Here is a 22,288-nt window from a genome sequence, read left to right as displayed (position 1 = left end):
CCGCCGATAGCGGCGCGTTCTCCAGGCTGAGCTGGGAGAACGGCCGGCCGACAAGATTGGCTGACCAGGAGTCGGTGGGCCATGAAACCCGAACGTCCGTTGACAGCTTGTTCCCGACGCTCAGTCAGAAAAATCGACAGGCCGCTCCTGGCCGAATGTGTGAGTCCGCACTGAACGCCCCCCGCCCCTACCGATTCTTCCTCGCCCGAATGTAAAGCACCTTGCTCGTCCCAGCCGGCGCGATCCGCTCCTCGGTCAAAAACAGGTCATCCCGCCCCCGCACCAGATCGGACAGCTTCTTGAAACCGTGAAGCCGCGAATCGAAATCCGGCTGGATCTTCTGCAGGTAGCTGCCGAACGTGCCGAGGTGAGCCCATCCGGAATCGTCGGCCGATTTCTCGAGCGCCTCCATCAGAAAGTCGGTCGGAAACGCCGGGCGCGCCATCGTGGCTGCGGGCACGACCGCGGACTCGGACGCCTCGGCGGCAGGCGATGACCCGTTTGCTGGCGCCGCCGCTTCAGGCACAGCAACCGGCTTGCGCAGCACTTCGGTGAAGATGAACTTGTGGCAGGCGTTGCGGAAGGCCTCGGGGGTTTTCTGCTCGCCGAATCCATAGACAAGCAAGCCCTCTTCCCGCAGGCGCACGGCCAGGCCGGTGAAGTCGCTGTCGCTGGTGACCAGGCAGTAGCCGTCGAAGCGGCGCGTGTAGAGTAGATCCATCGCGTCGATGATCATGGTGCTGTCGGTCGCGTTCTTGCCCGTCGTGTAAGCGAACTGCTGGACGGGCTTGATCGAGTACCGATTCAGCACCTTCTTCCACGATGCGCTGTTGGGCGAGGTGAAATCGCCGTAGATCCGCCGCACCGTGGCTTCGCCGAAGCGGGCGACCTCTTCGAGCAGGCCCTCGATGACGCCGGCCTGGGCGTTGTCGGCGTCGATGAGGACGGCGAGGCGCTTGGCGGGTTCTTCGGCCTCGACGCGAACGACAGTTTTCGGCTGCATGCATCACCTATTGAATTCAACTATGCGTCGAGTATAGCCGGCGCACCCCTGCTTCCGAGCGCCCGCCCGATGTGCAAAGCTTCGGCCTGACGCCGCACTACTCTGACGCGCCTACTCCCAGGGGTGGGCCGCAGCCTCGTCTGCGGCACCCAGGGCGGCAAGCTCGTCCGCCTTCACGATCTCGGCTGCGGGGGAATCGATCGCCCACCAGCCGGCCTATCCGGACGGCAGGGTCGATGCCCGGCGCGGAGCCCGGATCGTTTGCCGCCCGAAGGGCGCGCCGGCGAGCGCATTCGTCGGCGGTGGTAGAATCGCCGGCTGTTTCCGCCACTCACCGCAAAGGCCCTACCGTGCAGATCGTCTGTCTCGACCTCGAAGGCGTGCTCGTCCCCGAAATCTGGATCGAATTCGCCGAGCGTACCGGCATTCCGGAGCTGCGCCGCACCACCCGCGACGAGCCCGACTACGACACCCTGATGAAGTACCGCCTCGACATCCTGGCGCAGAAAAAGCTCGGCCTGCCCGACATCCAGGACGTGATCGCGAGCATGGGGCCGATGGCCGGCGCGCGCGCCTTTCTCGACCGCCTGCGCGAGGCCTATCAGGTGGTGATCCTGTCCGACACTTTCTACGAGTTCGCCCATCCGCTGATGCGCCAGCTCGGCTGGCCGACGCTGTTCTGCCACAGCCTCGAAGCCGGCGCCGACGGCATCCTGGTGAATTACCACCTGCGCATGGCCGACCAGAAGCGCGAGGCGGTGAAGCGCTTCAAGGAGCTCAACTTCAAGGTGGTGGCCGCCGGCGATTCCTACAACGACACTGCGATGCTCGGCGAGGCCCACGGCGGCATCCTGTTCCATCCGCCGGAAAACGTCGTGCGCGAGTTCCCGCAGTTTCCGGTGGTGCGCGACTACGACGCGCTGCGCGCCGAGATCGACAAGGCGTTCGCCAAAGCCGCCTGACTTCGGCAAAAGCCTTCCGGCGAGGGTGCGGCGCCAGCTCGCTGTGCCCGCCCCCGCGGGGGGTTCGGCTTCTCCAACCACTGCCGGCATACGTAACCATGCACCGCACCCGCTTCTACACCCTGTCCGCCTCCTGCCCCGACCGCGTCGGCATCGTCGCCCGCGTCTCCGGCTTTATCGCCGGGCACGGCGGCTGGATTCTCGAGACCGCGCTTCATGCCGAACCGGCGCGCGCGGACGGTGCGGCGGAGGGCGGCGAAGCCGTCGGGCGCTACTTCATGCGCATCGAGATCCGCGCCGACTCGCTGCCCTTCCACCTCGCCGAGTTCCGCGAGCGCTTCCGCCCGCTCGCCGACGAGCTGGAAATGGAATGGAAGATCACGGATTCGGCGGTCAAGAAGCGCGTCGTCCTCCTCGTCAGCAAGCAGGAGCACTGCCTCTACGACCTGCTCGCGCGCTGGCAGTCGAAGGAGCTCGACATCGAGATCCCGTGCGTGATCTCCAACCACGATGCCTTGCGCGGCTTCGTCGAGTGGCACGGCATCCCCTTCCACCACGTGCCGGTCGGCGCCGACAACAAGGCCGCGGCCTACGCCGAAGTGCAGCGCATCTTCGAGGAAGTGCGCGGCGACACCATGGTGCTGGCGCGCTACATGCAGGTCCTGTCGCCCGCGCTGTGCGCCGCCTATCCGGGGCGCATCCTCAACATCCACCACAGCTTCCTGCCCAGCTTCGTCGGCGCCAAACCCTACCACCAGGCCTGGGCGAAGGGCGTCAAGCTGATCGGCGCCACCTGCCACTACGTCACTGCCGAGCTCGACCAGGGGCCGATCATCGAGCAGGACGTGATCCGCATCGACCACTCGGACGCGGTCGAAGACATGGTCCGCTACGGCAAGGACATCGAAAAGACCGTCCTCGCCCGCGGCCTGCGCTACCACCTCGAAGACCGTGTGCTGGTGCATGGCAACAAGACCATCGTGTTCCGCTGAGCACGGCCGGGGCGGCGCATCGGGCGGGAGGAGGGCCCGATGACCGCCCCGGCTCCACCCGCCGGCGGCAACCTCTTCGACGGGTGTCCCGGAACTGGCGAAGGCGAGCACTTCGAAACCCTGTTCGCCAACCCCGCGCTCCGCATCGAGCGCATCGTCTCGCACGGCCACCCCAGCCCGGCGGGCTTCTGGTACGACCAGGATGATGACGAGTGGGTGATCCTGATGGCCGGCCGCGCCGAACTCGCGTTCGCCGACGGGCGCACCCTGGCCTTGCAGGCGGGCGACTGGGTGAGCCTGCCGGCGCACTGCCGCCACCGCGTCGAATCCGTCTCCGCCGATGCCGTCTGGCTGGCGGTGCATTGCTGCGCAGGGGGTGGAAAACCCTGACCTCAATTTGCTGCGGGATCATAAAAAGACTATATTAAGTCCTGATTGATCAGGAGCCCGGCCATGCGCTACTCATCCCAAGTAAAGCCGATCAGCTACATCAAGGCCAACGCTGCCGAGGTCTTGGCGCAACTTGCGGAACGGCGCGAGCCTCTGGTCATCACCCAAAACGGTGAGGCCAAGGCTGTTCTGCAGGACGTAGTCTCGTTCGAAGAGACGCAAGAAACACTGGCCTTGCTGAAAATCCTTGCACTGGGCAACCAGGAGGTGGCGGCCGGCAAGGTTAAGACCGTCGTCGACGTCGCTACCCGTCTTCGCGCCAAGCGAACCCCTGCTGATGGCTGACGTACCGGCCACATTCGAGGTACTGCTTACCGAAGGGGCAGAGCAGGACCTGGAGTCCATCCACGACTACATTTCCGAGTTCGACTGTGTGGCCAACGCCAACTACGTGTTGGATGAGTTGATGGACGTCGTGGAGAGCTTGTCGAATTTTCCTGAACGCGGCAGCTACCCAAAGGAACTAGTCAGTCTCGGCATCAAGGAATACCGCCAGGCCTTCTTCAAGCCGTACCGTGTGATTTACCGCATCACCGGCAGCCGAGTCATCATCTACCTGATTTCTGACGGCCGCCGGGATCTGCAATCGGTGCTGGCTCGGCGCCTGCTCGGTGCCTGACTAGAGCGTGGCTGTGATCCCTCCCTGCGAAGTTCTCGTGCATTGATCGACGCCAACAGCATTTGCGCGGGCCTTGATGTCGTCGACTTCCCATTTGCCGCTGCCGTCACGCTGCAGGGCAACGGTCGCGAGTCGCTGAAGACGTTCAAGCTGTTCGCCGAGTACGAGATGAAACGCGACCTGGCGCTGCGCATCGACGCGGTGCATGACCGCTGGCGCACCAACGACTGGCTGTGGGTGGTCTTTCAATATGCGGACGGCACGACGCGCGAGCAGGACGAGCGCCAGAACGTCACTTTCGTCGGCGTATCGGTGCGCTACCGCTGGCGCTGAGGGTCCGCGCCGAGGTTTCGGCGCAGGCGCCGGGACGGTAGCGCACGCTTTGCCACGGGCGGCGTGCGCTACCGGTACAGGCTCAGGGACGGTAGGCCGATTCGCCGTGGGCGGTGATGTCGAGCCCTTCGCGTTCTTCATCTTCCGGCACGCGCAGGCCGACGAGGAGGTCCGCGATCTTGTAGGCGACGAAGGCGACCACCGCCGACCACACGACGGTGACGATCACGCTCCAGGTCTGGATCCACACCTGGCCGGCGATCGAGAAGTCCTCGCCGCCGGTGCCGCCCAGGCCAGGGGCGGTGAATACCCCGGTGAGGACCGCACCGAGGATGCCGCCCACGCCATGCACGCCGAACACGTCGAGGGCGTCGTCGGCGCCGAGCATGCGCTTGAGACCATTGACGCCCCACAGGCAGACGAAGCCCGACAACAGGCCGATGACGACGGCGCCGATCGGGCCGACCGAGCCGCAGGCCGGGGTGATCGCCACCAGGCCGGCAACCGCGCCCGAGGCCGCGCCCAGCATCGAGGGCTTGCCCTTGAACAGGGCCTCGCCGATCGACCACGCCAGCACCGCGGCGGCGGTGGCGGCCAGGGTGTTGATGAAGGCCAGTGCGGCACCCGCGGTGGCTTCGAGGTTGGAGCCGGCGTTGAAGCCGAACCAGCCCACCCACAGCAGCGAGGCGCCGACCATGGTCAGGGTCAGGCTGTGCGGCGCCATCGATTCACGGCCGAAGCCGATCCGCCTGCCCACCATGTAGGCCCCCACCAGGCCGGCGATGCCGGCGTTGATGTGCACCACGGTGCCGCCGGCGAAGTCGAGCGCGCCGTCTTCGAGCAGGTAGCCGCCGGGGCCCCACACCATGTGGCAGATCGGCAGGTAGCACAGGGTGAACCAGATCACCGAGAAGATCAGCACCGCGGAGAACTTCATCCGCTCGGCGAAGGCGCCGACGATCAGCGCCCCGGTGATGCCGGCGAAGGTGGCCTGGAAGGCGATGAAGGCGAACTCGGGCAGCTTCACCCCATCGGTGAAGGTGTCGGCCAGCGAATCGATGCCGACCCCGGACAGGAACAGCTTGTCGAATGAGCCGATCAGTGCGTTGCCCTCGGTGAATGCCAGGCTGTAGCCGTAGAACAGCCACAGCACCGCGTTCAGCGAAAACACTACGGTGACCTGCATCAGCACCGACAACATGTTCTTCGAGCGCACCATGCCGCCGTAGAACAGCGCCAGGCCGGGCAGGGCCATCATCAGCACGAGCAGGGTGGCGGTCATGATCCAGGCGACGTCGCCCTTGTGCACCGCAGCGACGGTGGCCGCTTCGGCGGCGACGGTCGCCGCCTCCTGGGCGAAGGCGCTGCCGGCGAGGCCGGCGGCGAGCGCGGCCGGCAGCAGCGTGAACAGTTTCTTCTTCATGGTGGGGCCTCCCTTACAGCGCGTCCGGGCCGGTCTCGCCGGTGCGGATGCGGATCGCCTGTTCGAGCTCGAAGACGAAGATCTTGCCGTCGCCGATCTTGCCGGTGGCGGCGGATTTCTCGATCGCCTCGATCGCCTGTTCGAGGATGTCGTCGGTGACGGCGGCCTCGATCTTGACCTTGGGCAGGAAGTCGACGACGTACTCGGCGCCCCGATAGAGCTCGGTGTGGCCCTTCTGGCGGCCGAAGCCCTTGACTTCGGTGACGGTGATGCCCTGCACGCCGATGGCCGACAGTGCTTCACGCACTTCGTCGAGCTTGAAGGGCTTGATGATGGCGGCGATGAATTTCATGGTGGTTCTCCAGTGCGTTCGGGCGGATCAGAAGGACTTGGCGATCGAGAGAACGACGCGCTCCTCGGCCTCGTCCACGCCGTTGATGTCGGTGTCGACGTAGTGCAGGCCGAAGTCGAAGCCGCCGTACTCCTTGTTTACCCCGACCTTCCAGTCGGTATAGTTGTCCTGGCCACGGATGTCGCTGTAGCCGGCGTGGGCGCTGAGGGTGAAGCCGTTGTCCAGGTCGTGTTCGGCGCCAAGCTCGTAGTACTTCGAGCCGTCGGAGTCGGTGTAGCCGAACAGGTCGGTGAGGCTGTGGGAATACTTGAAGCTCAGGAACTCCCACGACAGCCCGAGGTAGGCTTCCAGGGTGTGCGGCTTTTCCGCGCCGGCGCGGTAGCTCGCGCCGTAGCTGCCCGGGTAGTAGTACTGCAGCAGGCCGACGTCGTAGCCGATGGCGCCGGCCTCGCCCGCATAGCCGGCGTAGAGGTCCACTTCCAGGCTGTTGCTGACGTCGTCGGCGGCATCGGCCAGCCAGGACACGTTCGACCCCCACACTCCGGCATAGAGGCCGCTGGCATGGGCGTAGTCGACGCCGCCCTGCAGCGCCGGGCGCTCGTCGGTCTGGCTGATGCCGCGGAAGGCGTAGTCGGAGACCAGCGCGATGTTGGCGCTGAACGGACCGTCTTCGGCGTAAGCGGAGCCGGCGACGGGAAGGGCGGCGGCGAGGGCGGCAGCGGCAAGAGGTAAGCGCATGGTGGTCTCCTGAGAAGGGTGCGGGTTTTCACACCCGTCCCTAAGCAGATCGCGTGCCAGGGTTTCAAAAACCTTTCCCCGTCAAGGGTCCAGGGTTGCCGGAGGGGCGCCGGAGCGGGGCGCGGTTATGGGATGGAGGGGCGGAATGCACGGATTCGGCCCGTTTTGCACCAATGTGGTGCGTACGTTTCTGCCTGCCGTGCCCGCTTCCGGCGGGAGGTAGCGGTCGTGCTAGACTTCGCCGCATCGCTAACCCTTCATCGCACGCCATCATGAGCACTCCCCGCATCCTCGACGAACTCGGCGCCAAGCTTTCCGAGCTCGCCGCCAACAGCCCGGTGCGCGACATCGAGAAGAACGCCAGGGCCTTGCTCGGCAGCGCCTTCGGCAAGCTCGATCTGGTGACGCGCGAGGAGTTCGAGGTGCAGCGCGAAGTCCTCGCCCAGGCGCGGGTCAAGCTCGCCGAACTGGAGGCGCGCGTCGCCGAACTCGAAGCCCGGCTCGCCGCCGGCGGCCGCGACAAGGGCTGAAGTCGCGTCCTGTCGACTTCCCCGGGAACTTTTCCGGAATAATCTTTTGTCATTGTCGGCGTGTTCGCTAGACTGGGCGTCCGTCCAGTCCGGAGAAGCCGATGTCGCTTGCGCTCGTGCGCGCCCGCGCCCTCGATGGCCTCGATGCGCCCGAGGTCGCGGTCGAAGTCCATCTCGCCAACGGCCTGCCCGCGTTCAGCCTGGTCGGCCTGCCCGACACCGAGGTGCGCGAAGCGCGTGACCGGGTGCGGGCGGCGATCCTGTCCTCCCAGTTCGAATTTCCCCAGCGCCGCATCACCGTCAACCTGGCGCCGGCCGACCTGCCCAAGGAAGGCGGACGCTTCGATCTGGCGATTGCGGTGGGGATTCTCGTCGCCTCCGGCCAGGTTGCGGCGGAGCGGCTCGAGGCGCTCGAGTTCTGCGGCGAGCTGTCGCTCAACGGCGCGCTGCGCCCGGTGCGCGGCGTACTGGCGGCGGCGCTCGCGGCCGGGCGGGAGCAGCGCGCGCTGGTGCTGCCGGCCGGCAATGCGGCCGAGGCCGTGCTCGCGCGGCGCACGACGGTGCTGCCGGCGGCGAGCCTACTCGCCGTATGCGCCCACCTGAATGCTCACACCGCGCTCGAACCGCAGCCACCCGCCGCACCCGCGGCCGAGGGCGGCCGCGCGGTGCCCGATCTCGCCGAGGTGCGCGGCCAGCTGCAGGCGCGGCGCGCGCTCGAAGTGGCGGCGGCCGGGGCGCATTCGCTGCTGCTGTTCGGCCCCCCCGGCACCGGCAAGTCGATGCTCGCCCAGCGCCTGGCCGGGGTGCTGCCGCCGATGGGCGAGGACGAGGCCCTGGAGGCGGCAGCGCTTGCTTCCATCGAGGGCGGTTTCGACCCCCGCGACTGGGGGCGGCGGCCGTTTCGCGCCCCCCACCACTCGGCTTCAGCGGCGGCGCTGGTCGGTGGCGGGGCGATTCCCCGCCCCGGAGAAATCTCGCTCGCCCATCACGGCGTGCTGTTCCTCGACGAGCTGCCCGAGTTCGACCGCCGCGTCCTCGAGGCGCTGCGCGAGCCGCTCGAAAGCGGCACGGTCACCGTGTCGCGGGCGCGCCGGCGGGCCGAGTTCCCGGCCCGCTTCCAGCTCGTCGCGGCGATGAATCCCTGCCCCTGCGGCCATGCCGGCGACCCGCGCCGGGCCTGCCGGTGCACGCCCGATCAGGTCGCGCGCTACCGGGGGCGATTGTCCGGGCCCTTGCTCGACCGCATCGATCTCACCGTCGAAGTGCCGGCGATCGACACCGAGGCCCTGCTCGGCAGTCCGGCGGGGGAACGCTCGGCGGTGGTGCGGGCGCGGGTGCAGGCGGCGCGGGAGCGCCAGCTTGCCCGCCAGGGCGGGCCGAACGCGCACCTGGGGCCGGCCGAGGTGGTGCGCCACTGCACCCCCGATGACCGCGGCGAGGCCCTGCTGCGCCAGGCGATGAAACAGCTCGCGCTGTCGGCGAGGGCGTATCATCGCGTCCTTCGGGTGGCGCGCACGCTGGCCGATCTGTCCGGGTGCGAGCGCCCCGGCGCGGCCCAGGTCGCCGAGGCGGTCCAGTACCGGCGCAGCCTCGATGCCCGCTGATCCCCGCCACGGATACCCACTGCCGCCCGCCCGTTGCGGGCCGACCGCAGCGACTCCGCGCCGGCCGCGCCGACTCCAACTCCCTGATTTCAGCTCCCTGACTCCGACTCCCTGATGCCATTGCCGTGACTCCAAGCCCGATTCCCGTGCGGCTGGCCGCCTTGCTCGCGGCGCTGGCCGCGATCGGCCCGTTCGCGGTCGACACCTACCTGCCGGCCTTCCCCCATATCCGCGCCGAGCTGGGCGCCAGCCAGATCGAGGTGCAGCAGACCCTGACCGTGTTCATGGCGATGCTGGCGCTGATGGTGTTGTGGCACGGGGCGCTGGCCGACCGTTTCGGCCGGCGCCGGGTGCTGCTCGCCGCGACCGCGGTGTTCGCCCTGGCCTCGCTGGCGTGCGCGCTGGCGCCGACGATCGAGTGGCTGTGGGCGGGGCGCGCCCTGCAGGGCATGAGCGGCGGTGCCGGGATGGTGGTCGGGCGCGCGGTGATCCGCGACCTCCACGACGGCGCCCAGGCGCAGCGCCTGATGGCGCGGGTGATGATGATTTTCGGCCTCGCCCCGGCGGTGGCGCCGCTGCTCGGCGCGGCCCTGCTGGCGCTGGCCGGATGGCGTGCGATCTTCCTGTTCCTCGCCGCGTTCGGTGCCGGCCTCGCCTGGCTGACCTGGCGCTACCTGCCCGAAACGCTCGACCCTGGCGCGCGCCAGGCGCTGCACCCGGCGTCGCTGCTGCGCGGCTATGCGAGCGTCCTCGGCCACCCCGCGTTCCTGCTGCTGGCGGTGGTCGCGGCGGTCAACTTCAACGGCTTCTTCATCTACCTGATGTCGGCGCCGGTCTTCGTCCTGGAGCATCTGCAGCTGTCGGAAACGGGCTTCGCGTGGCTGTTCGTGCCCAGCGTCGGGGGGATGATGATCGGTTCGATGCTGTCCGAGCGCATGGCCGGGCGCTGGTCGCCGCGGCGCACGATCGGCGCCGGCTTTGCGGTGATGGTCGGTGCCGCCGCGCTCAACTTCGGCGTGGCCGTGCTGCTGCCGGCCGGGGTGCCGCAGTCGGTGCTGCCGGTGGGGCTGTTCACCCTCGGGCTGGCGCTGGTGAGCCCGAGCCTGAGCCTGCTCGCGCTCGATCTCTTTCCGGCCCGGCGCGGCCTGGCTTCGAGCTGCCAGGCCTTCCTCCAGCTCGGGCTGAACGCGTTCACCGCTGGCGTGCTGGCGCCGCTGCTGTGGGGCAGCACGGTGTCGCTGGCGGTGGGCATGGGGTTGTTCGTCGCCTTCGGGCTGCTCGCGTTCGCGCTGTGGCTGAGAGGCGGCTTTCCGGTCAGGCGCTGAGGGCTCCCGGCTTTACGCCCGGTTCGGGCCTGCGCTACTCTGCCCGGTAATTCCTCCAACAAGACTTCAGCGGCGCTCCTGCGCGTCCTTGCAGAAGCGCGACGGCCGTGGAGACGGGCCGGTGCATACAAGGAAAACACCACACATGCTCGAAGTGGACGGCCTGGTGAAGGCCTTCGGCGGCTTTCGTGCGGTCGATGGGTGCACGCTGCGGGTCAATGAGGGCGAGATTCTCGGTCTGATCGGCCCCAACGGCGCGGGCAAGACGACGCTGTTCAACCTCGTCGCCGGCGCATTGCCGCCCACCGCGGGGACGATCCGCTTTCGCGGCGAGGACGTCACCGGCCTGACCACCGCCGCCCGGTTCCATAAGGGGCTGGTGCGCACCTTCCAGATCCCGCACGAATTCCACCACCTGAGCGTGCGCGAGAACCTGATGATGGTGCCGCAGCAGCAGCCGGGCGAGCGCCTGTTCGCCAACTGGCTGGCCTGGGGCCGGGTGCAGCGCGCCGAAGCGGTGGTGCGCAAGCGGGCCGACGAGACGCTCGCCTTCCTCGAATTGACCCACGTCGCCGACGAGCGCGCCGGCAACCTCTCCGGCGGCCAGAAGAAGCTGCTCGAACTCGGGCGCACGATGATGACCGAGGCCCGGCTGGTGCTGCTCGACGAGCCCGCTGCGGGGGTCAATCGCACCCTGCTGCGCAAGCTTGAGGACAAGATCCTGACCCTCAACCGCGAGCGCGGCTACACCTTCATCCTCATCGAGCACGACATGGAGATGATCGAGAAGCTGTGCCGGCCGGTGGTGTGCATGGCCGAAGGCAAGGTGCTGGTCGAAGGCGATTTCCATGCCGTGCGCTCGGACCCGCGCGTCCTCGAGGCCTACCTCGGCGAGACGCCGGGCGGGGTCGCGCGCGATGCGGCCGGGCACGATCCGGTGGTGGAGACCCTGCGCGCGCAGGCCCTGCCGCGGGAGGAGCTGTGATGGCGCTGCTCGAGATGAAGGACGTGCGCGGCGGTTACGGTGACGCCGACATCCTGCAGGGGGTGTCGATCGCGGTCGGCGAGCGCGAGATCGTGGTCATCGTCGGCCCCAACGGTGCGGGCAAGTCCACCGCGATGAAGGCGGTGTTCGGCCTGCTCAGCGTCCGTGGCGGCAGCGTCGTCTTCGATGGCGAGGACATCACCGGCTGGGCCCCCCACCGCATCGTCCAGCGCGGCATCTGCTACGTGCCGCAGGTGGACAACGTGTTCCGCGAGATGACGGTGCACGAGAACTTCGAGATGGGCGCCTTCCTGCGCCGCGGCGAGCTCGCCGCCGCCTTCGACCGTGTCTACGGCCTCTTTCCCGATCTCAAGGCCAAACGGAGGAGTCTCGCCGGCGACCTCTCCGGCGGCCAGCGCCAGATGGTGGCGATGGGGCGCGCGCTGATGCTTTCGCCGAAGCTGCTGCTGCTCGACGAGCCCACTGCCGGGCTGTCGCCGAAATACATGGAGCAGATCTTCCGCATCGCCCGCGACGTGCGCGACGCCGGGGTGTCGATCCTGCTCGTCGAGCAGCACGCCAGGCAGGCGCTCGCCTTCTGCGACCGCGGCTACGTTCTCGCCACCGGCGCCAATCGCCACGAGGGCACGGGCCGCGCCCTGCTCGCCGATCGTGAAGTGGCCGAGATGTTTCTCGGCGGCTGACGGAGCCCTGGTCCATGCCCCTGCTCGACTTCCTCAACTTCTACCTGGTGCCGGGCATCGTCCTCGGCGCCATCTACGCGGTCGGCGCGATCGGCATCACCCTGGTGTTCGGCATCCTGCGCTTCGCCCACTTCGCCCACGGTGACATGGCCACCTCCGGCGCGTTCGCCGCGTTCGCCCTGGTGGCCGCCGGCATGGACCCGTGGGCCGCGCTGCCGCTGGCGATGGCGGCGACCGCAGGGGTCGCGGTCGGGGTGGACAAGGCCTTCTACGACTACCTGAAGGCGCGGCCGAAGATCGTCACCGTGATGGCTTCGCTCGGGGTGGCGCTGATGTTGCGCGCGGTGGTGCAGATGCTGTGGGGCGCGGACCCCAAGGCCTACGCCACCGGCATCGTCCGCGCGGACGACTATTTCGGCCTCCTGCTGCGCCCGCGCGAGCTGTACACGCTGGCGGCGGTGGCGCTGGTCGTGGTCGGCCTCGCGCTCTTCCTGGGGCGGACGAAGTGGGGCAAGGCGATGCGGGCGATGTCCGACAACCCCGACCTCGCCCGCCTGTCCGGCGTCGACACCCGCAAGGTGACGATGCTCACCTGGGCGATCGTCGGCGCGCTGTGCGCGGCCGCCGGCTTCCTGCTCGGCATCAACACCGAGCTCCATTCGATGATGGGCTGGCATCTGCTGCTGCCGATGTTCGCCGCCGCGATCCTCGGTGGCGTCGGCCGGGTCGGGGGCGCGGTGCTCGGCGGCCTGGTGGTCGGCATCGCCGAGGAACTGTCGGTCTTCATCCTGCCGGCGCAGTACAAGGCGGCGACCGCCTTCGCGCTGCTGCTGCTGATCCTGCTCGTCCGCCCGCGCGGCCTGCTCAACGGCAAGGTGTTCTGAAATGAAACAACCCCCACGCTCACTGCGTTCGCTGCCCCCCGAGGGGGCGTCAGTACGCTTGAGGCGGCTCGGCGCATACTGACATGGATCTCCTCGGCCTCGCCAACTACGCGGTCTTCATCGCCATCCTGATCGGCATCTATGGCCTGCTCGCGCTTGGGCTGAACATCCAGTGGGGCTTGAGCGGCCTGTTCAACGCCGGCATCGCCGGCTTCTTCGCGATCGGCGCGTACACCTCGGCGATCCTCACCGGCCTGCCCGCGGCAGGGCGGGTGGGCGGCTTCGCGTGGCCGCTGCTTGCCGGCTGGGCAGCGGCGATGGCGGCCGCGGCGCTGATCGCGTGGCCGATCGGCAAGGTCTGCCTGCGCTTCCGCTCCGACTACCTCGCCGTCGCCACCATCGGCGTCGCCGAGATCATCCGCCTCGTGATCCGCACCGAAGGCTGGCTCACCGGTGGCGTGCGCGGCGTCACCGGGGTGCCGCGCCCGTTCGGCGATCTCGATTACATGCCGTCGCAGCTCGCCTACCTGGCGATCGTCGCGGTGCTGGTGCTGGTCGCCTACCTGCTCGTCGAGCGCCAGCTGAAAGCGCCCTGGGGGCGGATGATGCGCGCGATCCGCGACAACGAGCACGCCGCCGCGGCGATGGGCAAGGACGTCGCCGCGCGCCGCCTGCAGGCCTTCGTCTTCGGCTCCGCGCTGATGGGGCTGGCAGGGGCGCTGTTTGTCCATTTCAACCGCTCGATCACGCCCGAGGCGATCGATCCGATGATCGCCACCTTCCTGGTCTGGATCATGCTGATCCTCGGCGGGGCGGGCAACAACCGCGGCGCCATTCTCGGCGCGGCCCTGATCTGGATCATCTGGTCGGTGTCGGAGCTGCTCACCGACCGTCTGCCGACCGCGCTGGCGATCCAGGCCAAATATGCACGCGTGTTCATCATCGGCCTCACCCTGCAGCTGGTGCTGCGCTTCCGCCCCGCAGGCCTGCTGCCCGAGCGCCGGGCCACCGGCGCACCCCCGCCCGGGTAAGGCTGCGCGCGGTTTTTCCATCCATCCCGTGCCCCGGCACATCCAGGAGGTGACAAAGTGAATAAAAAGTCCATCGCAAGCTTCGTCGGTGTGGCGCTCGGTGCCGCCGTGGCGGTCGCGCCTGCCCATGCGCAGAACGTCAGGATCGGCCTCCTCGGCGGAATTTCGGGGCCGATCGCGGCGATGGCCCCGCCGATGATCCAGGCTTCGCAGCTGGCGGCTGCGCAGATCAATGAACAGGGCGGCATCCTCAAGGGCGGCAGGCTCGAGTTGGTGGTCGGCGACAGCGCCTGCAACCCGCAGAATGCCACCGACGCCGCCACCAAGGCGGTCAACATCGATCGCATCCTCGCCTCTGTCGGCCCCCACTGCTCGGGCGCGGTGCTGGCCGCGGCCAACTCGGTGACCGTGCCGGCCGGGGTGCTGATGGTGACGCCTTCGGCCACTTCGCCCGAAGTCAGCCGCATTGCCGACAAGGACCTGGTGTTCCGCACCGTGCCCTCCGACGACTACCAGGGCCGCGCCCTGGCGCGCACGCTCAAGGCACGCGGCATCACCAAGGTGGCGGTGGCCTATCTCAACAACGACTACGGCAAGGGCCTGGCCGAAGCCTTCAAGGCCGAGTTCGAGGCCGGCGGTGGCACCCTCGCCGGCTACTCCGGGCACGAGGACGGCAAGGCTTCCTACCGCTCCGATCTCGCCCAGCTCGCCCGCGGCGGTGCCGACACCCTGGTGATCTTCGACTACGGCGACGGCACCGGCCTCACCATTTTGCGCCAGGCGCTGGAGAACAACTTTTTCAAGACCTTCATCGGTGCCGACGGGATGAAGTCCGAAGCGGTGATCCGCGCCCTCGGCGAGCAGAACCTGAGCACCTTCTTCAGCTCCTCGCCGGTGGGCGAGGCTTCGGCCTCGCTCGACGCCTTCCGCACCGCGTTCCGCGCCGGTGGTGGCGATCCGGAAGCGATCTTCGTCACCACCTCCTACGACGCCGCCTTCCTCGTCGCGCTCGCGATCGAGCAGGCCGGCGGCGAGCGGAGCAAGCTGTCCGCCGCCCTGCGCGCGGTGGCTTCGGCACCGGGCGAGCCGATCCTCGCCGGCGAGTGGGCGAAGGCGAAGAAGCTGATCGCCGCAGGCAAGGACATCGACTACAAGGGGGCGGCCGGCGACCACGAGTTCGACCCGGCCGGCGACGTCCCCGGGCGCTACGCCTTCTTCAAGGTCAGTGGCGGTACCTACGAGGCCATCGCCGAGATGAAGTAGGCGCGGCGCCCGGCGCTGGCCCGGCACGTAGCGGGAGCCCGGCCGGCCCGGCGCCCGCCGTTTGCATCGCGTCACCGTTCTGGCATTGAAAATCCGGCGCTCATCGTCGATGCTTGACCCAGGGGCGTGCCGCGGCGAGCGCGATCGCGGCCAGCGCCCCCCGTCCTGGAGAACGCACCATGAAACGCCTGCTCGGCTGCTTGTGTGCCCTGCTGTCGGCGATCGGCATCACCGCCTGCGACTACCTCAATGTCCGCCAGCTGCAGCCCGGGGTGTCCACCGCGGCCGAAGTGCGCGAGCGCTTCGGCCCGCCGCACATGGAGTGGCGCAACGAGGACGGCTCCACCACCTGGGAATACAGCCGCCAGCCCGAAGGGGTGGAGTGCTTCATGATCACCGTCGGCGGCGACGGCATCCTGCGCGAAATCGAGCAGGTATTGAACGAGGAGATCTTCGCCCGGGTCGAAAAAGGCATGAACGGCGACCAGGTGCGCCGCCTGCTGGGCAAGCCGGCCTCCAGCCAGTTCTTCCAGCTCAAGCGGGGAACGGTGTGGGAATGGAAGATCGACGACGGCCAGGCCGGCGGCGAGCCGGTCTATTTCACCGTATCCTTCAACAACGACGGCCGGGTGACGGGCACCGGGCGCTACACCCGGTATCGCGGACGCTGACCGGAGCACTATCATGATGGACGCCATTTCCCGGGCTGGAGAACGGGGCTGCAGTGGCGGTCGCAGCGCTTTCCTGCGGCTGCTGTGCAGCTTGTGCATGGCTGCGGCGCTGTTCCAGCTCGGCGCCTGCACGACGCTTGCGCCGCCCCGGCCCTACACCACCGAGGCCGAAGCCCGGGCCGCGCGCGGCGAGCCCGCCCGGCGCTGGGCCAACGACGACGGCACGACCACGCTGGAATATCCCACCCAGCCTAACGGCGACACCTGCCTGATGGTGCAGGTCGATCAGGGCGGCATCGTGCTGCGCCAGTGGGATGCGCTTGCCCCCGAGAATCTCGCCCGTGTCGAGCGCGGCCTGGACAAGGAACAGGTCTCGCGCCTGCTCGGCAGCCACCGTTCCGAGCAGCGCTTCCGCAACTCGGGCGAGGAAGTGTGGGACTGGAACATCCGCAATGACGGCCCCGGTATCGCCACCCTGTTCAACGTCCATTTCATCGACGGCAAAGTAGTGCGCACCAGCCAGACCTACGTCTTCCCGCGCGAAGGGGCGGTGCATGGCGCCTGGGGCGGATATTACGGCTACCCCTGGGGCTGGGGGGTCGGCTGGGGCTATCCGCGGCCTTTCCACCCCTATCCGTTCGGGCATCCGTTCTTCTGGTAGCGGTAGCGGCTCGAGTGCGGCTTCGCTGCCCAGTTTCCGGCGCGGCAACGCTTGCCTCGTGCCCCCTGCATGTGCTTGCCCTGCCCTTGGCAGGGGGGTGCTGCTGCCGATAGAATCCTGCCTCTGCCGAGGAGCGCTGCGACCCCGTGACCGACCCGGGGCCAGGCTCGGCAACCGACCAACGGCGCTCACAAACCTTCAGCCGGTTTGTGGCGCCGTCCGCTTTTGTGCGTGGCGTTGCCCGGCGACCGTCGAACGACCGAGGACACCCCATGCAAGCCGATCGCAGCACCGAACTCCGCCAGCTACTCGCCGAGCGCATCCTGATCCTGGACGGCGCGATGGGGACGATGATCCAGCAGGAGAAACTGGGTGAGGCGGACTACCGCGGCGAGCGCTTCCTCGATCACCCGAAGGACCTTAAGGGCAACAACGACCTGCTGGTGCTGACCCGCCCGGAGGTGGTCGCTGCCATCCACCGCGCTTATCTGGAAGCCGGCGCGGACCTGATCGAGACCAACACCTTCAACGCCACCCGGGTGTCGCAGGCGGAATACGGCCTGGAAGCGCTGGCGTTTGAACTCAACGTCGAGGGCGCGCGCCTGGTGCGCCGGCTGTGCGACGAATACACCGCGCGAAATCCCGCGAAGCCGCGCTTTTGCGCCGGCGTGCTGGGGCCGACCTCGCGCACGCTGTCGATCTCGCCCGACGTGAACGACCCCGGCTACCGCAACATCAGCTTCGATGCGCTCGCCGACGACTACTACGATTCGGCGCGGGGGCTGCTCGAAGGCGGCGCCGACATCCTGCTGATCGAGACCGTGTTCGACACCCTCAACGCCAAGGCGGCAGTGTTCGCGGTCGAGAAGCTCTTCGACGAGATGGAAAAAAGCGGCGGTCAGCGGGTGCCGGTGATGATCTCCGGCACGATCACCGACGCTTCCGGGCGCACGCTGTCGGGCCAGACCGCGGAAGCCTTCTGGAACTCGCTGTCGCACGCGCGGCCGATTTCCTTCGGCCTCAACTGTGCACTCGGCGCCGACCAGCTGCGCCAGTACGTCGAAGAATTAGCCAATGTGTGCGACACCCATGTGTCCGCCCACCCCAACGCCGGCCTCCCCAACCCGCTGTCGCCCACCGGCTACGACGAAACGCCCGAGCACCTCGCCGGCGAGATCCGCGAGTGGGCGCGCAGCGGGCTGGTGAACATCGTCGGCGGCTGCTGCGGCACCACGCCGGCGCACATTGCCGCGATCGCGCAAGCGGTCGACGGCCTCGCCCCGCGCGCCGTGCCCACCATCGACAAGAAGCTGCGCCTGTCCGGCCTGGAGCCCTTCAACGTCGGCGCCGACAGCCTCTTCGTCAATGTGGGCGAGCGCACCAACGTCACCGGTTCCAAGGCCTTTGCGCGCATGATCCTCGAAGGCCGCTTCGACGACGCGCTCGCGGTGGCACGTCAGCAGGTCGACAACGGTGCCCAGGTCATCGACATCAACATGGACGAGGCGATGCTCGATTCGGCCGCCGCCATGGAGCGCTTCTGCAAGCTGATCGCCACCGAGCCCGACATCTCGCGCGTGCCGATCATGCTCGACTCGTCGAAGTGGTCGGTGATCGAGACCGGCCTCAAGTGCATCCAGGGCAAGGGCGTGGTCAACTCGATCTCGATGAAGGAGGGCGAGGCCGAGTTCCTGCGCCAGGCCCGGCTCGCGCGCCGCTACGGCGCGGCGGTGATCGTGATGGCCTTCGACGAGCAGGGCCAGGCCGACACCTTCCGGCGCAAGACCGACATCTGCGAGCGCGCCTACAGGCTGCTGGTCAAGCCGGTCGCCGAAGGCGGCGCCGGCTTCCCGCCCGAGGACATCATCTTCGACCCCAACATCTTCGCCATCGCCACCGGCATCGAAGAGCACGACAACTACGCCGTCGACTTCATCAACGCCGTGGCCTGGATCAAGGAGAACCTGCCGTACGCCAAGACTTCGGGCGGGGTCTCCAACGTGTCGTTCTCGTTCCGCGGCAACGACCCGGTGCGCGAGGCGATCCATACCGTGTTCCTGTACCACGCGATCCAGGCCGGGCTGTCGATGGGCATCGTCAACGCCGGCCAGCTCGGCGTCTATGACGAACTCGATCCGGCGCTGCGCGACAAGGTCGAGGACGTGGTGATGAACCGCGAGGTTGGCAAACCAGGCGGCGCCGGCGAGGCGCTGGTCGAATTCGCGCAGACGGTGAAGGGCCAGGCCAAGGAGTCGGCGCAGGACCTGGCCTGGCGCGAGTGGCCGGTCGAGGAGCGCCTCTCCCACGCACTGGTCAAGGGCATCACCGAGTTCGTCGTCGCCGACACCGAGGAAGTGCGCGCCAGGCTCGAAGCCGAAGGCAAGCCGCCGCTGGCGGTGATCGAAGGCCCGCTGATGGCGGGCATGAGCGTGGTCGGCGACCTCTTCGGCGCGGGCAAGATGTTCCTGCCCCAGGTGGTGAAGTCGGCGCGCGTGATGAAGCAGGCGGTGGCCCACCTGATTCCCTACATCGAGGCCGAGAAGCTGCGCACCGGCGCCACCAGCAAGGGCCGCATCGTCATTGCCACGGTCAAGGGCGACGTGCACGACATCGGCAAGAACATCGTCGGCGTGGTGCTCGGCTGCAATGGCTACGAGGTCATCGACCTCGGTGTGATGGTGCCGGCGGCGAAGATCCTGGAGGCGGCGAAGGAACACGGCGCGCAGGCGGTCGGCCTGTCCGGGCTGATCACCCCCTCGCTGGAAGAAATGGCCCACGTCGCCGCCGAGATGAAGCGCCAGGGCTTCGCGGTGCCGCTCTTGATCGGCGGCGCCACCACCAGCCGCAACCACACCGCGATCAAGATCGCACCGCACTACGACCAGGCGGTGGTCTACGTGCCCGACGCCTCGCGCGCGGTGGGCGTGGTCACCGCGCTGCTGTCCGAAGGCCGGAGCGAAGCCTTCAAGGCCGAAGTCGCCGCCGACTACGAGAAGATCCGCGCGCTGCACGCCGGCAAGAAGGGCATGCAGCTGGTGAGCCTCGAGGCGGCGCGGGCGAATGCGCTGCGCACCGACTGGAGCGCCGAGCCCGTGGCCGCCTGCAGCACCGCGCGCCAGGCCGGCTACGCGCCTTACTCGCCGCCGCGCCCCAACATGCTCGGTGTGCAGGCGATCGACGTCGACCTGGCCGACCTGGTCGATTACATCGACTGGGGGCCCTTCTTCCAGACCTGGGACCTCGCCGGCCGCTTCCCCGCCATCCTCGACGACGCCGTGGTGGGCGAGACCGCGCGCAGCGTGTTCGCCGACGGCAAGGCGATGCTGGACAAGATCGTCGCCGAGGGCTGGCTGCAGGCGAAGGCTGTGTTCGGCCTGTTTGCCGCCAACGCGGTCGGCGACGATATCGAGATCTACACCGGCGAGGACCGCAAGCACCTCGCCATGGTCTGGCACGGCCTGCGCCAGCAGCATGAACGCCCGGCGGGCAAACCGCACTGGTGCCTGGCGGACTTTGTCGCGCCGAAGGACTCCGGCGTGCCCGACTGGATCGGCGCCTTCGCCGTCACCGCCGGGCTGGGCATCGAGGCCAAGCTCGCCGAGTTCGAGGCCGCGCACGACGACTACCGCGCGATCCTGCTGAAGAGCCTCGCCGACCGCCTCGCCGAGGCCTGCGCCGAATGGCTGCACGAGCGCGTGCGCCGCGAATGCTGGGGTTACGCCGCCGACGAGACGCTCGACAACGAGGCCCTGATCGCCGAGCAGTACCGCGGCATCCGCCCGGCGCCGGGCTATCCGGCCTGCCCCGATCACACGGTGAAAGGGCCGCTGTTCGAACTGCTCGGCGCGCGCGAGCGCATCGGTATGGACCTCACCGAGAGCTACGCGATGAGCCCGGCGGCGGCGGTGAGCGGCTTCTATTTCGCCCACCCCGAGGCCCATTACTTCGCCATCCCCAAGATCGGCCGCGACCAGCTCGAAGACTGGGCGCGCCGCACCGGCATGGAAGTGGACGAGGCCGCGCGCTGGCTGGCGCCGCTGCTCTGACGGGGGGAGTTGCGTGATCGTTCGTTCCCGCCCGCACTGGGTGCGCCTGTTGTTCGTGCGCCGCGGCTCGCTGCTGCGGCGCATCCTGTCGCAGCAGCTGTTCGTGTTCTTTCTCGCCTGTGCGGTCGTGCTCGCGCACGGCGAGCTGTTCGACTGGAAAGTCACGCTGACTTCGGCGCCGTTCTCGCTGATGGGGGTGGCGCTGGCGATCTTCCTCGGTTTTCGCATCAACACCAGCTACGACCGTTACTGGGAAGCGCGCAAGCTGTGGGGCCACGTGCTGGTCGGGGCGCGCAACCTGGCCCGGCAGGCGCTGACCCTGAGCGGAGACGGCAGCAGCGTGCACGCGCGTCCTTTCGTCCTCGGCCTGATCGCCTTCGCCGCCACGATGCGCAACGAATTGCGCGGCCGCCCCGCGGCCGACGGGCTGGGAAACCTGCTGCCGGCCGAAGTGCTCGCGCGCATGCCCGCCGCGCGCTCGGCGCCCAACCTCATCCTGCTGTGGCTCGGCGCCTGGCTGCGCGCGCGCCGCGAGGCCGGCGAGCTGACGCCGATGCTGGCGCAGCACATGGAAGCTTCGCTCGACCGCCTGGCGGAGACGCTCGGCGGCTGCGAGCGCATCGCCAACACGCCGCTGCCGTTCACCTACTCGGTGATCCTGCACCGCAGCTGCTACCTGTACTGCATGCTGCTGCCGTTCGGCCTGGTCGATTCGATCGGCTGGATGACGCCGCTGGTGGTGGCCTTCGTGTCCTACACCTTCTTCGCTCTCGAAGCCTTGAGCGACGAAATCGAGGAGCCGTTCGGCACCATGGCCAACGACCTCGCCCTCGACGCGATCGTCGCCGGCGTCGACGCCAGCCTGCGCGAGATGCTCGGCGAAATCCCGCCGCCGCCGCCGCGACCGGATGCCGAGTTCATCCTGACCTGAGGGGCCGTGAGGACTCCGGCCGTTCCCTCCGACTGTCTTCCCTCCGCCAGCCCTTTCCCCGTCTGGGATGAGGGCTGAATAGCGCCCTGCCGCCATCGGGCCGGCACTGCGACCACGTCGACCGCCGATGCGCCCTGCGCAGAGGCATTGGCGGGGCTTGCCGTGCGCGCCCGCCGCGCGCTGGTCCGTCCCGCGATCGATGGCGCGCGCTGGATCTTTGCCCCGCGCCGGGCTGTGGGGTTGCCCCTTAGCGCCTAGGTGTTCGGACCGATTGTTGCGTTCCGGCCTGCGGGATTTAATGGCCCCAGGTCGAACACGAAACAATTCCTGCGGAGGTGCCATGTCAGAGCAAAAACCGAACAAGAAGCCGGAAAAGAAGCCGGATATCACGTTCTTCCACCCGGATCTTCTCGAGGCGCCCGCCGACGGCCGCGCGCCCTATCTCAAGGGCTACCGCTGCAAGAAATGCGGGCAGCTGGATTTCCCCAAACTGAGCCCGTGCCCGAGCTGCTGGGGCGAGGAGTTCGAGGTCGTGCCGCTCAGCCGCCGCGGCAAGCTCTACAGCTTCAGCGACAACTTCATCGGCCAGGCGGGAATGAAGACTCCCTATTCCTTCGGCTATATCGACCTGCCCGAGAATCTGCGGATCTTCGCCCAGCTCGAAGGCGCGCCGGGCAGCTTCCGCTGCGACGACGAGGTCGAGTTGACGGTCGGGCCGGTGCGCGACAACCGCGACGGTGTGCCGCTGATCAGCTACAAGTTCCGCAAGATCTAATCCTCG

23 protein-coding genes and 1 riboswitch are annotated in these 22,288 nt (G+C 68.2%); of the genes, 19 read left to right on the top strand and 4 right to left on the bottom strand.

Translation table 11 applies throughout. The features are described 5' to 3' along the window. Positions 1–187: 187 nt before the first annotated feature. Positions 188–1,003 carry an NYN domain-containing protein gene (locus Tharo_RS15730; protein ID WP_107222010.1) on the bottom strand — a complete coding sequence of 272 codons (816 nt, stop codon included), beginning with the start codon at positions 1,001–1,003 and terminating at the stop codon, positions 188–190. A 350-nt stretch (positions 1,004–1,353) separates the two neighbouring features. Between Tharo_RS15730 and thrH the strand changes: the two genes are divergently transcribed. The 6 genes from thrH to Tharo_RS15700 all read left to right on the top strand — a co-directional run bounded on the left by thrH (position 1,354) and on the right by Tharo_RS15700 (position 4,359). Continuing rightward, positions 1,354–1,965 (top strand): bifunctional phosphoserine phosphatase/homoserine phosphotransferase ThrH, encoded by a 612-nt coding sequence (gene thrH, locus Tharo_RS15725; RefSeq protein ID WP_107222009.1) that lies wholly within the window; start codon positions 1,354–1,356, stop codon positions 1,963–1,965. A gap of 98 nt (positions 1,966–2,063) precedes the next feature. Beyond that, a complete protein-coding gene (purU, locus tag Tharo_RS15720) occupies positions 2,064–2,957 on the top strand; it encodes a formyltetrahydrofolate deformylase (RefSeq protein WP_107222008.1) in 894 nt (297 codons plus the stop codon). A gap of 39 nt (positions 2,958–2,996) precedes the next feature. Further along, the gene (locus tag Tharo_RS15715; protein WP_107222007.1) at positions 2,997–3,347 is read left to right on the top strand and encodes a cupin domain-containing protein; all 351 of its coding nucleotides are present in this window, start codon (positions 2,997–2,999) and stop codon (positions 3,345–3,347) included. 63 nt (positions 3,348–3,410) lie between these two features. Then, entirely contained in the window at positions 3,411–3,692 is a 282-nt protein-coding gene (locus tag Tharo_RS15710) for a type II toxin-antitoxin system Phd/YefM family antitoxin (protein WP_107222006.1), read from the top strand. Beyond that, positions 3,685–4,026: a type II toxin-antitoxin system RelE/ParE family toxin gene (locus Tharo_RS15705; RefSeq protein WP_107222005.1), complete on the top strand. Its 342-nt coding sequence runs from the start codon at positions 3,685–3,687 to the stop codon at positions 4,024–4,026. The genes Tharo_RS15710 and Tharo_RS15705 overlap by 8 nt, the downstream gene beginning before the upstream one ends. A 42-nt stretch (positions 4,027–4,068) precedes the next feature. After that, positions 4,069–4,359, top strand: a complete 291-nt coding sequence (locus Tharo_RS15700; RefSeq protein ID WP_107222004.1) for an MtrB/PioB family outer membrane beta-barrel protein — start codon at positions 4,069–4,071, stop codon at positions 4,357–4,359. Between the two features lie 82 nt (positions 4,360–4,441). Here Tharo_RS15700 and Tharo_RS15695 read toward each other — a convergent pair whose 3' ends face one another. The 3 genes from Tharo_RS15695 to Tharo_RS15685 form a co-directional block, all read right to left on the bottom strand. After that, on the bottom strand, positions 4,442–5,668 hold the full coding sequence (locus Tharo_RS15695; protein WP_107222476.1) for an ammonium transporter: 1,227 nt from the start codon (positions 5,666–5,668) through the stop codon (positions 4,442–4,444). A 127-nt stretch (positions 5,669–5,795) separates the two neighbouring features. Beyond that, the gene (gene glnK / locus Tharo_RS15690; protein WP_075147733.1) at positions 5,796–6,134 is read right to left on the bottom strand and encodes a P-II family nitrogen regulator; all 339 of its coding nucleotides are present in this window, start codon (positions 6,132–6,134) and stop codon (positions 5,796–5,798) included. A gap of 27 nt (positions 6,135–6,161) precedes the next feature. Then, positions 6,162–6,872: a TorF family putative porin gene (locus Tharo_RS15685; protein ID WP_107222003.1), complete on the bottom strand. Its 711-nt coding sequence runs from the start codon at positions 6,870–6,872 to the stop codon at positions 6,162–6,164. A 272-nt stretch (positions 6,873–7,144) separates the two neighbouring features. Here Tharo_RS15685 and Tharo_RS15680 point away from each other — a divergent pair, with 272 nt between their 5' ends. The 13 genes from Tharo_RS15680 (at position 7,145) to bbsA (ending at position 22,282) form a co-directional block, all read left to right on the top strand. Continuing rightward, positions 7,145–7,402, top strand: a complete 258-nt coding sequence (locus Tharo_RS15680; RefSeq protein ID WP_107222002.1) for an accessory factor UbiK family protein — start codon at positions 7,145–7,147, stop codon at positions 7,400–7,402. A gap of 101 nt (positions 7,403–7,503) precedes the next feature. Continuing rightward, entirely contained in the window at positions 7,504–9,006 is a 1,503-nt protein-coding gene (locus Tharo_RS15675) for a YifB family Mg chelatase-like AAA ATPase (protein ID WP_107222001.1), read from the top strand. A 125-nt stretch (positions 9,007–9,131) separates the two neighbouring features. Then, a complete protein-coding gene (locus tag Tharo_RS15670) occupies positions 9,132–10,331 on the top strand; it encodes a multidrug effflux MFS transporter (RefSeq protein WP_107222000.1) in 1,200 nt (399 codons plus the stop codon). A gap of 145 nt (positions 10,332–10,476) precedes the next feature. Continuing rightward, positions 10,477–11,316 carry an ABC transporter ATP-binding protein gene (locus Tharo_RS15665; RefSeq protein ID WP_107221999.1) on the top strand — a complete coding sequence of 280 codons (840 nt, stop codon included), beginning with the start codon at positions 10,477–10,479 and terminating at the stop codon, positions 11,314–11,316. Continuing rightward, positions 11,316–12,020 (top strand): ABC transporter ATP-binding protein, encoded by a 705-nt coding sequence (locus tag Tharo_RS15660; protein WP_107221998.1) that lies wholly within the window; start codon positions 11,316–11,318, stop codon positions 12,018–12,020. Before Tharo_RS15665 ends, Tharo_RS15660 begins: the two co-directional genes overlap by 1 nt. 14 nt (positions 12,021–12,034) lie before the next feature. Continuing rightward, positions 12,035–12,904 carry a branched-chain amino acid ABC transporter permease gene (locus Tharo_RS15655; RefSeq protein ID WP_107221997.1) on the top strand — a complete coding sequence of 290 codons (870 nt, stop codon included), beginning with the start codon at positions 12,035–12,037 and terminating at the stop codon, positions 12,902–12,904. 83 nt (positions 12,905–12,987) lie between these two features. Next, positions 12,988–13,935, top strand: a complete 948-nt coding sequence (locus Tharo_RS15650) for a branched-chain amino acid ABC transporter permease (RefSeq protein WP_107221996.1) — start codon at positions 12,988–12,990, stop codon at positions 13,933–13,935. Between the two features lie 57 nt (positions 13,936–13,992). After that, positions 13,993–15,198, top strand: coding sequence for an ABC transporter substrate-binding protein (locus Tharo_RS15645; RefSeq protein ID WP_107221995.1), 1,206 nt, complete (start codon positions 13,993–13,995; stop codon positions 15,196–15,198). Between the two features lie 179 nt (positions 15,199–15,377). Next, positions 15,378–15,869, top strand: coding sequence for an outer membrane protein assembly factor BamE domain-containing protein (bamE, locus tag Tharo_RS15640; protein WP_107221994.1), 492 nt, complete (start codon positions 15,378–15,380; stop codon positions 15,867–15,869). A 97-nt stretch (positions 15,870–15,966) separates the two neighbouring features. Further along, on the top strand, positions 15,967–16,530 hold the full coding sequence (locus Tharo_RS15635; protein ID WP_107222475.1) for a hypothetical protein: 564 nt from the start codon (positions 15,967–15,969) through the stop codon (positions 16,528–16,530). 122 nt (positions 16,531–16,652) lie between these two features. Then, positions 16,653–16,727, top strand: a riboswitch (S-adenosyl-L-homocysteine riboswitch). 75 nt (positions 16,728–16,802) lie between these two features. Continuing rightward, positions 16,803–20,576 carry a methionine synthase gene (metH, locus tag Tharo_RS15630; RefSeq protein ID WP_107221993.1) on the top strand — a complete coding sequence of 1,258 codons (3,774 nt, stop codon included), beginning with the start codon at positions 16,803–16,805 and terminating at the stop codon, positions 20,574–20,576. Between the two features lie 13 nt (positions 20,577–20,589). Next, positions 20,590–21,507 (top strand): bestrophin family protein, encoded by a 918-nt coding sequence (locus tag Tharo_RS15625; RefSeq protein WP_107221992.1) that lies wholly within the window; start codon positions 20,590–20,592, stop codon positions 21,505–21,507. A 340-nt stretch (positions 21,508–21,847) separates the two neighbouring features. Beyond that, positions 21,848–22,282 (top strand): benzoylsuccinyl-CoA thiolase subunit BbsA, encoded by a 435-nt coding sequence (gene bbsA, locus Tharo_RS15620; protein WP_107221991.1) that lies wholly within the window; start codon positions 21,848–21,850, stop codon positions 22,280–22,282. The last annotated feature ends 6 nt before the right edge of the window (positions 22,283–22,288 follow it).

Origin of the sequence: Thauera aromatica K172 (genome assembly GCF_003030465.1) — a bacterium.
GTDB lineage: Bacteria > Pseudomonadota > Gammaproteobacteria > Burkholderiales > Rhodocyclaceae > Thauera > Thauera aromatica.
The sequence above is the reverse complement of the archived record's forward strand: the minus strand, read 5'-3'. Positions and strand labels throughout refer to the sequence as shown.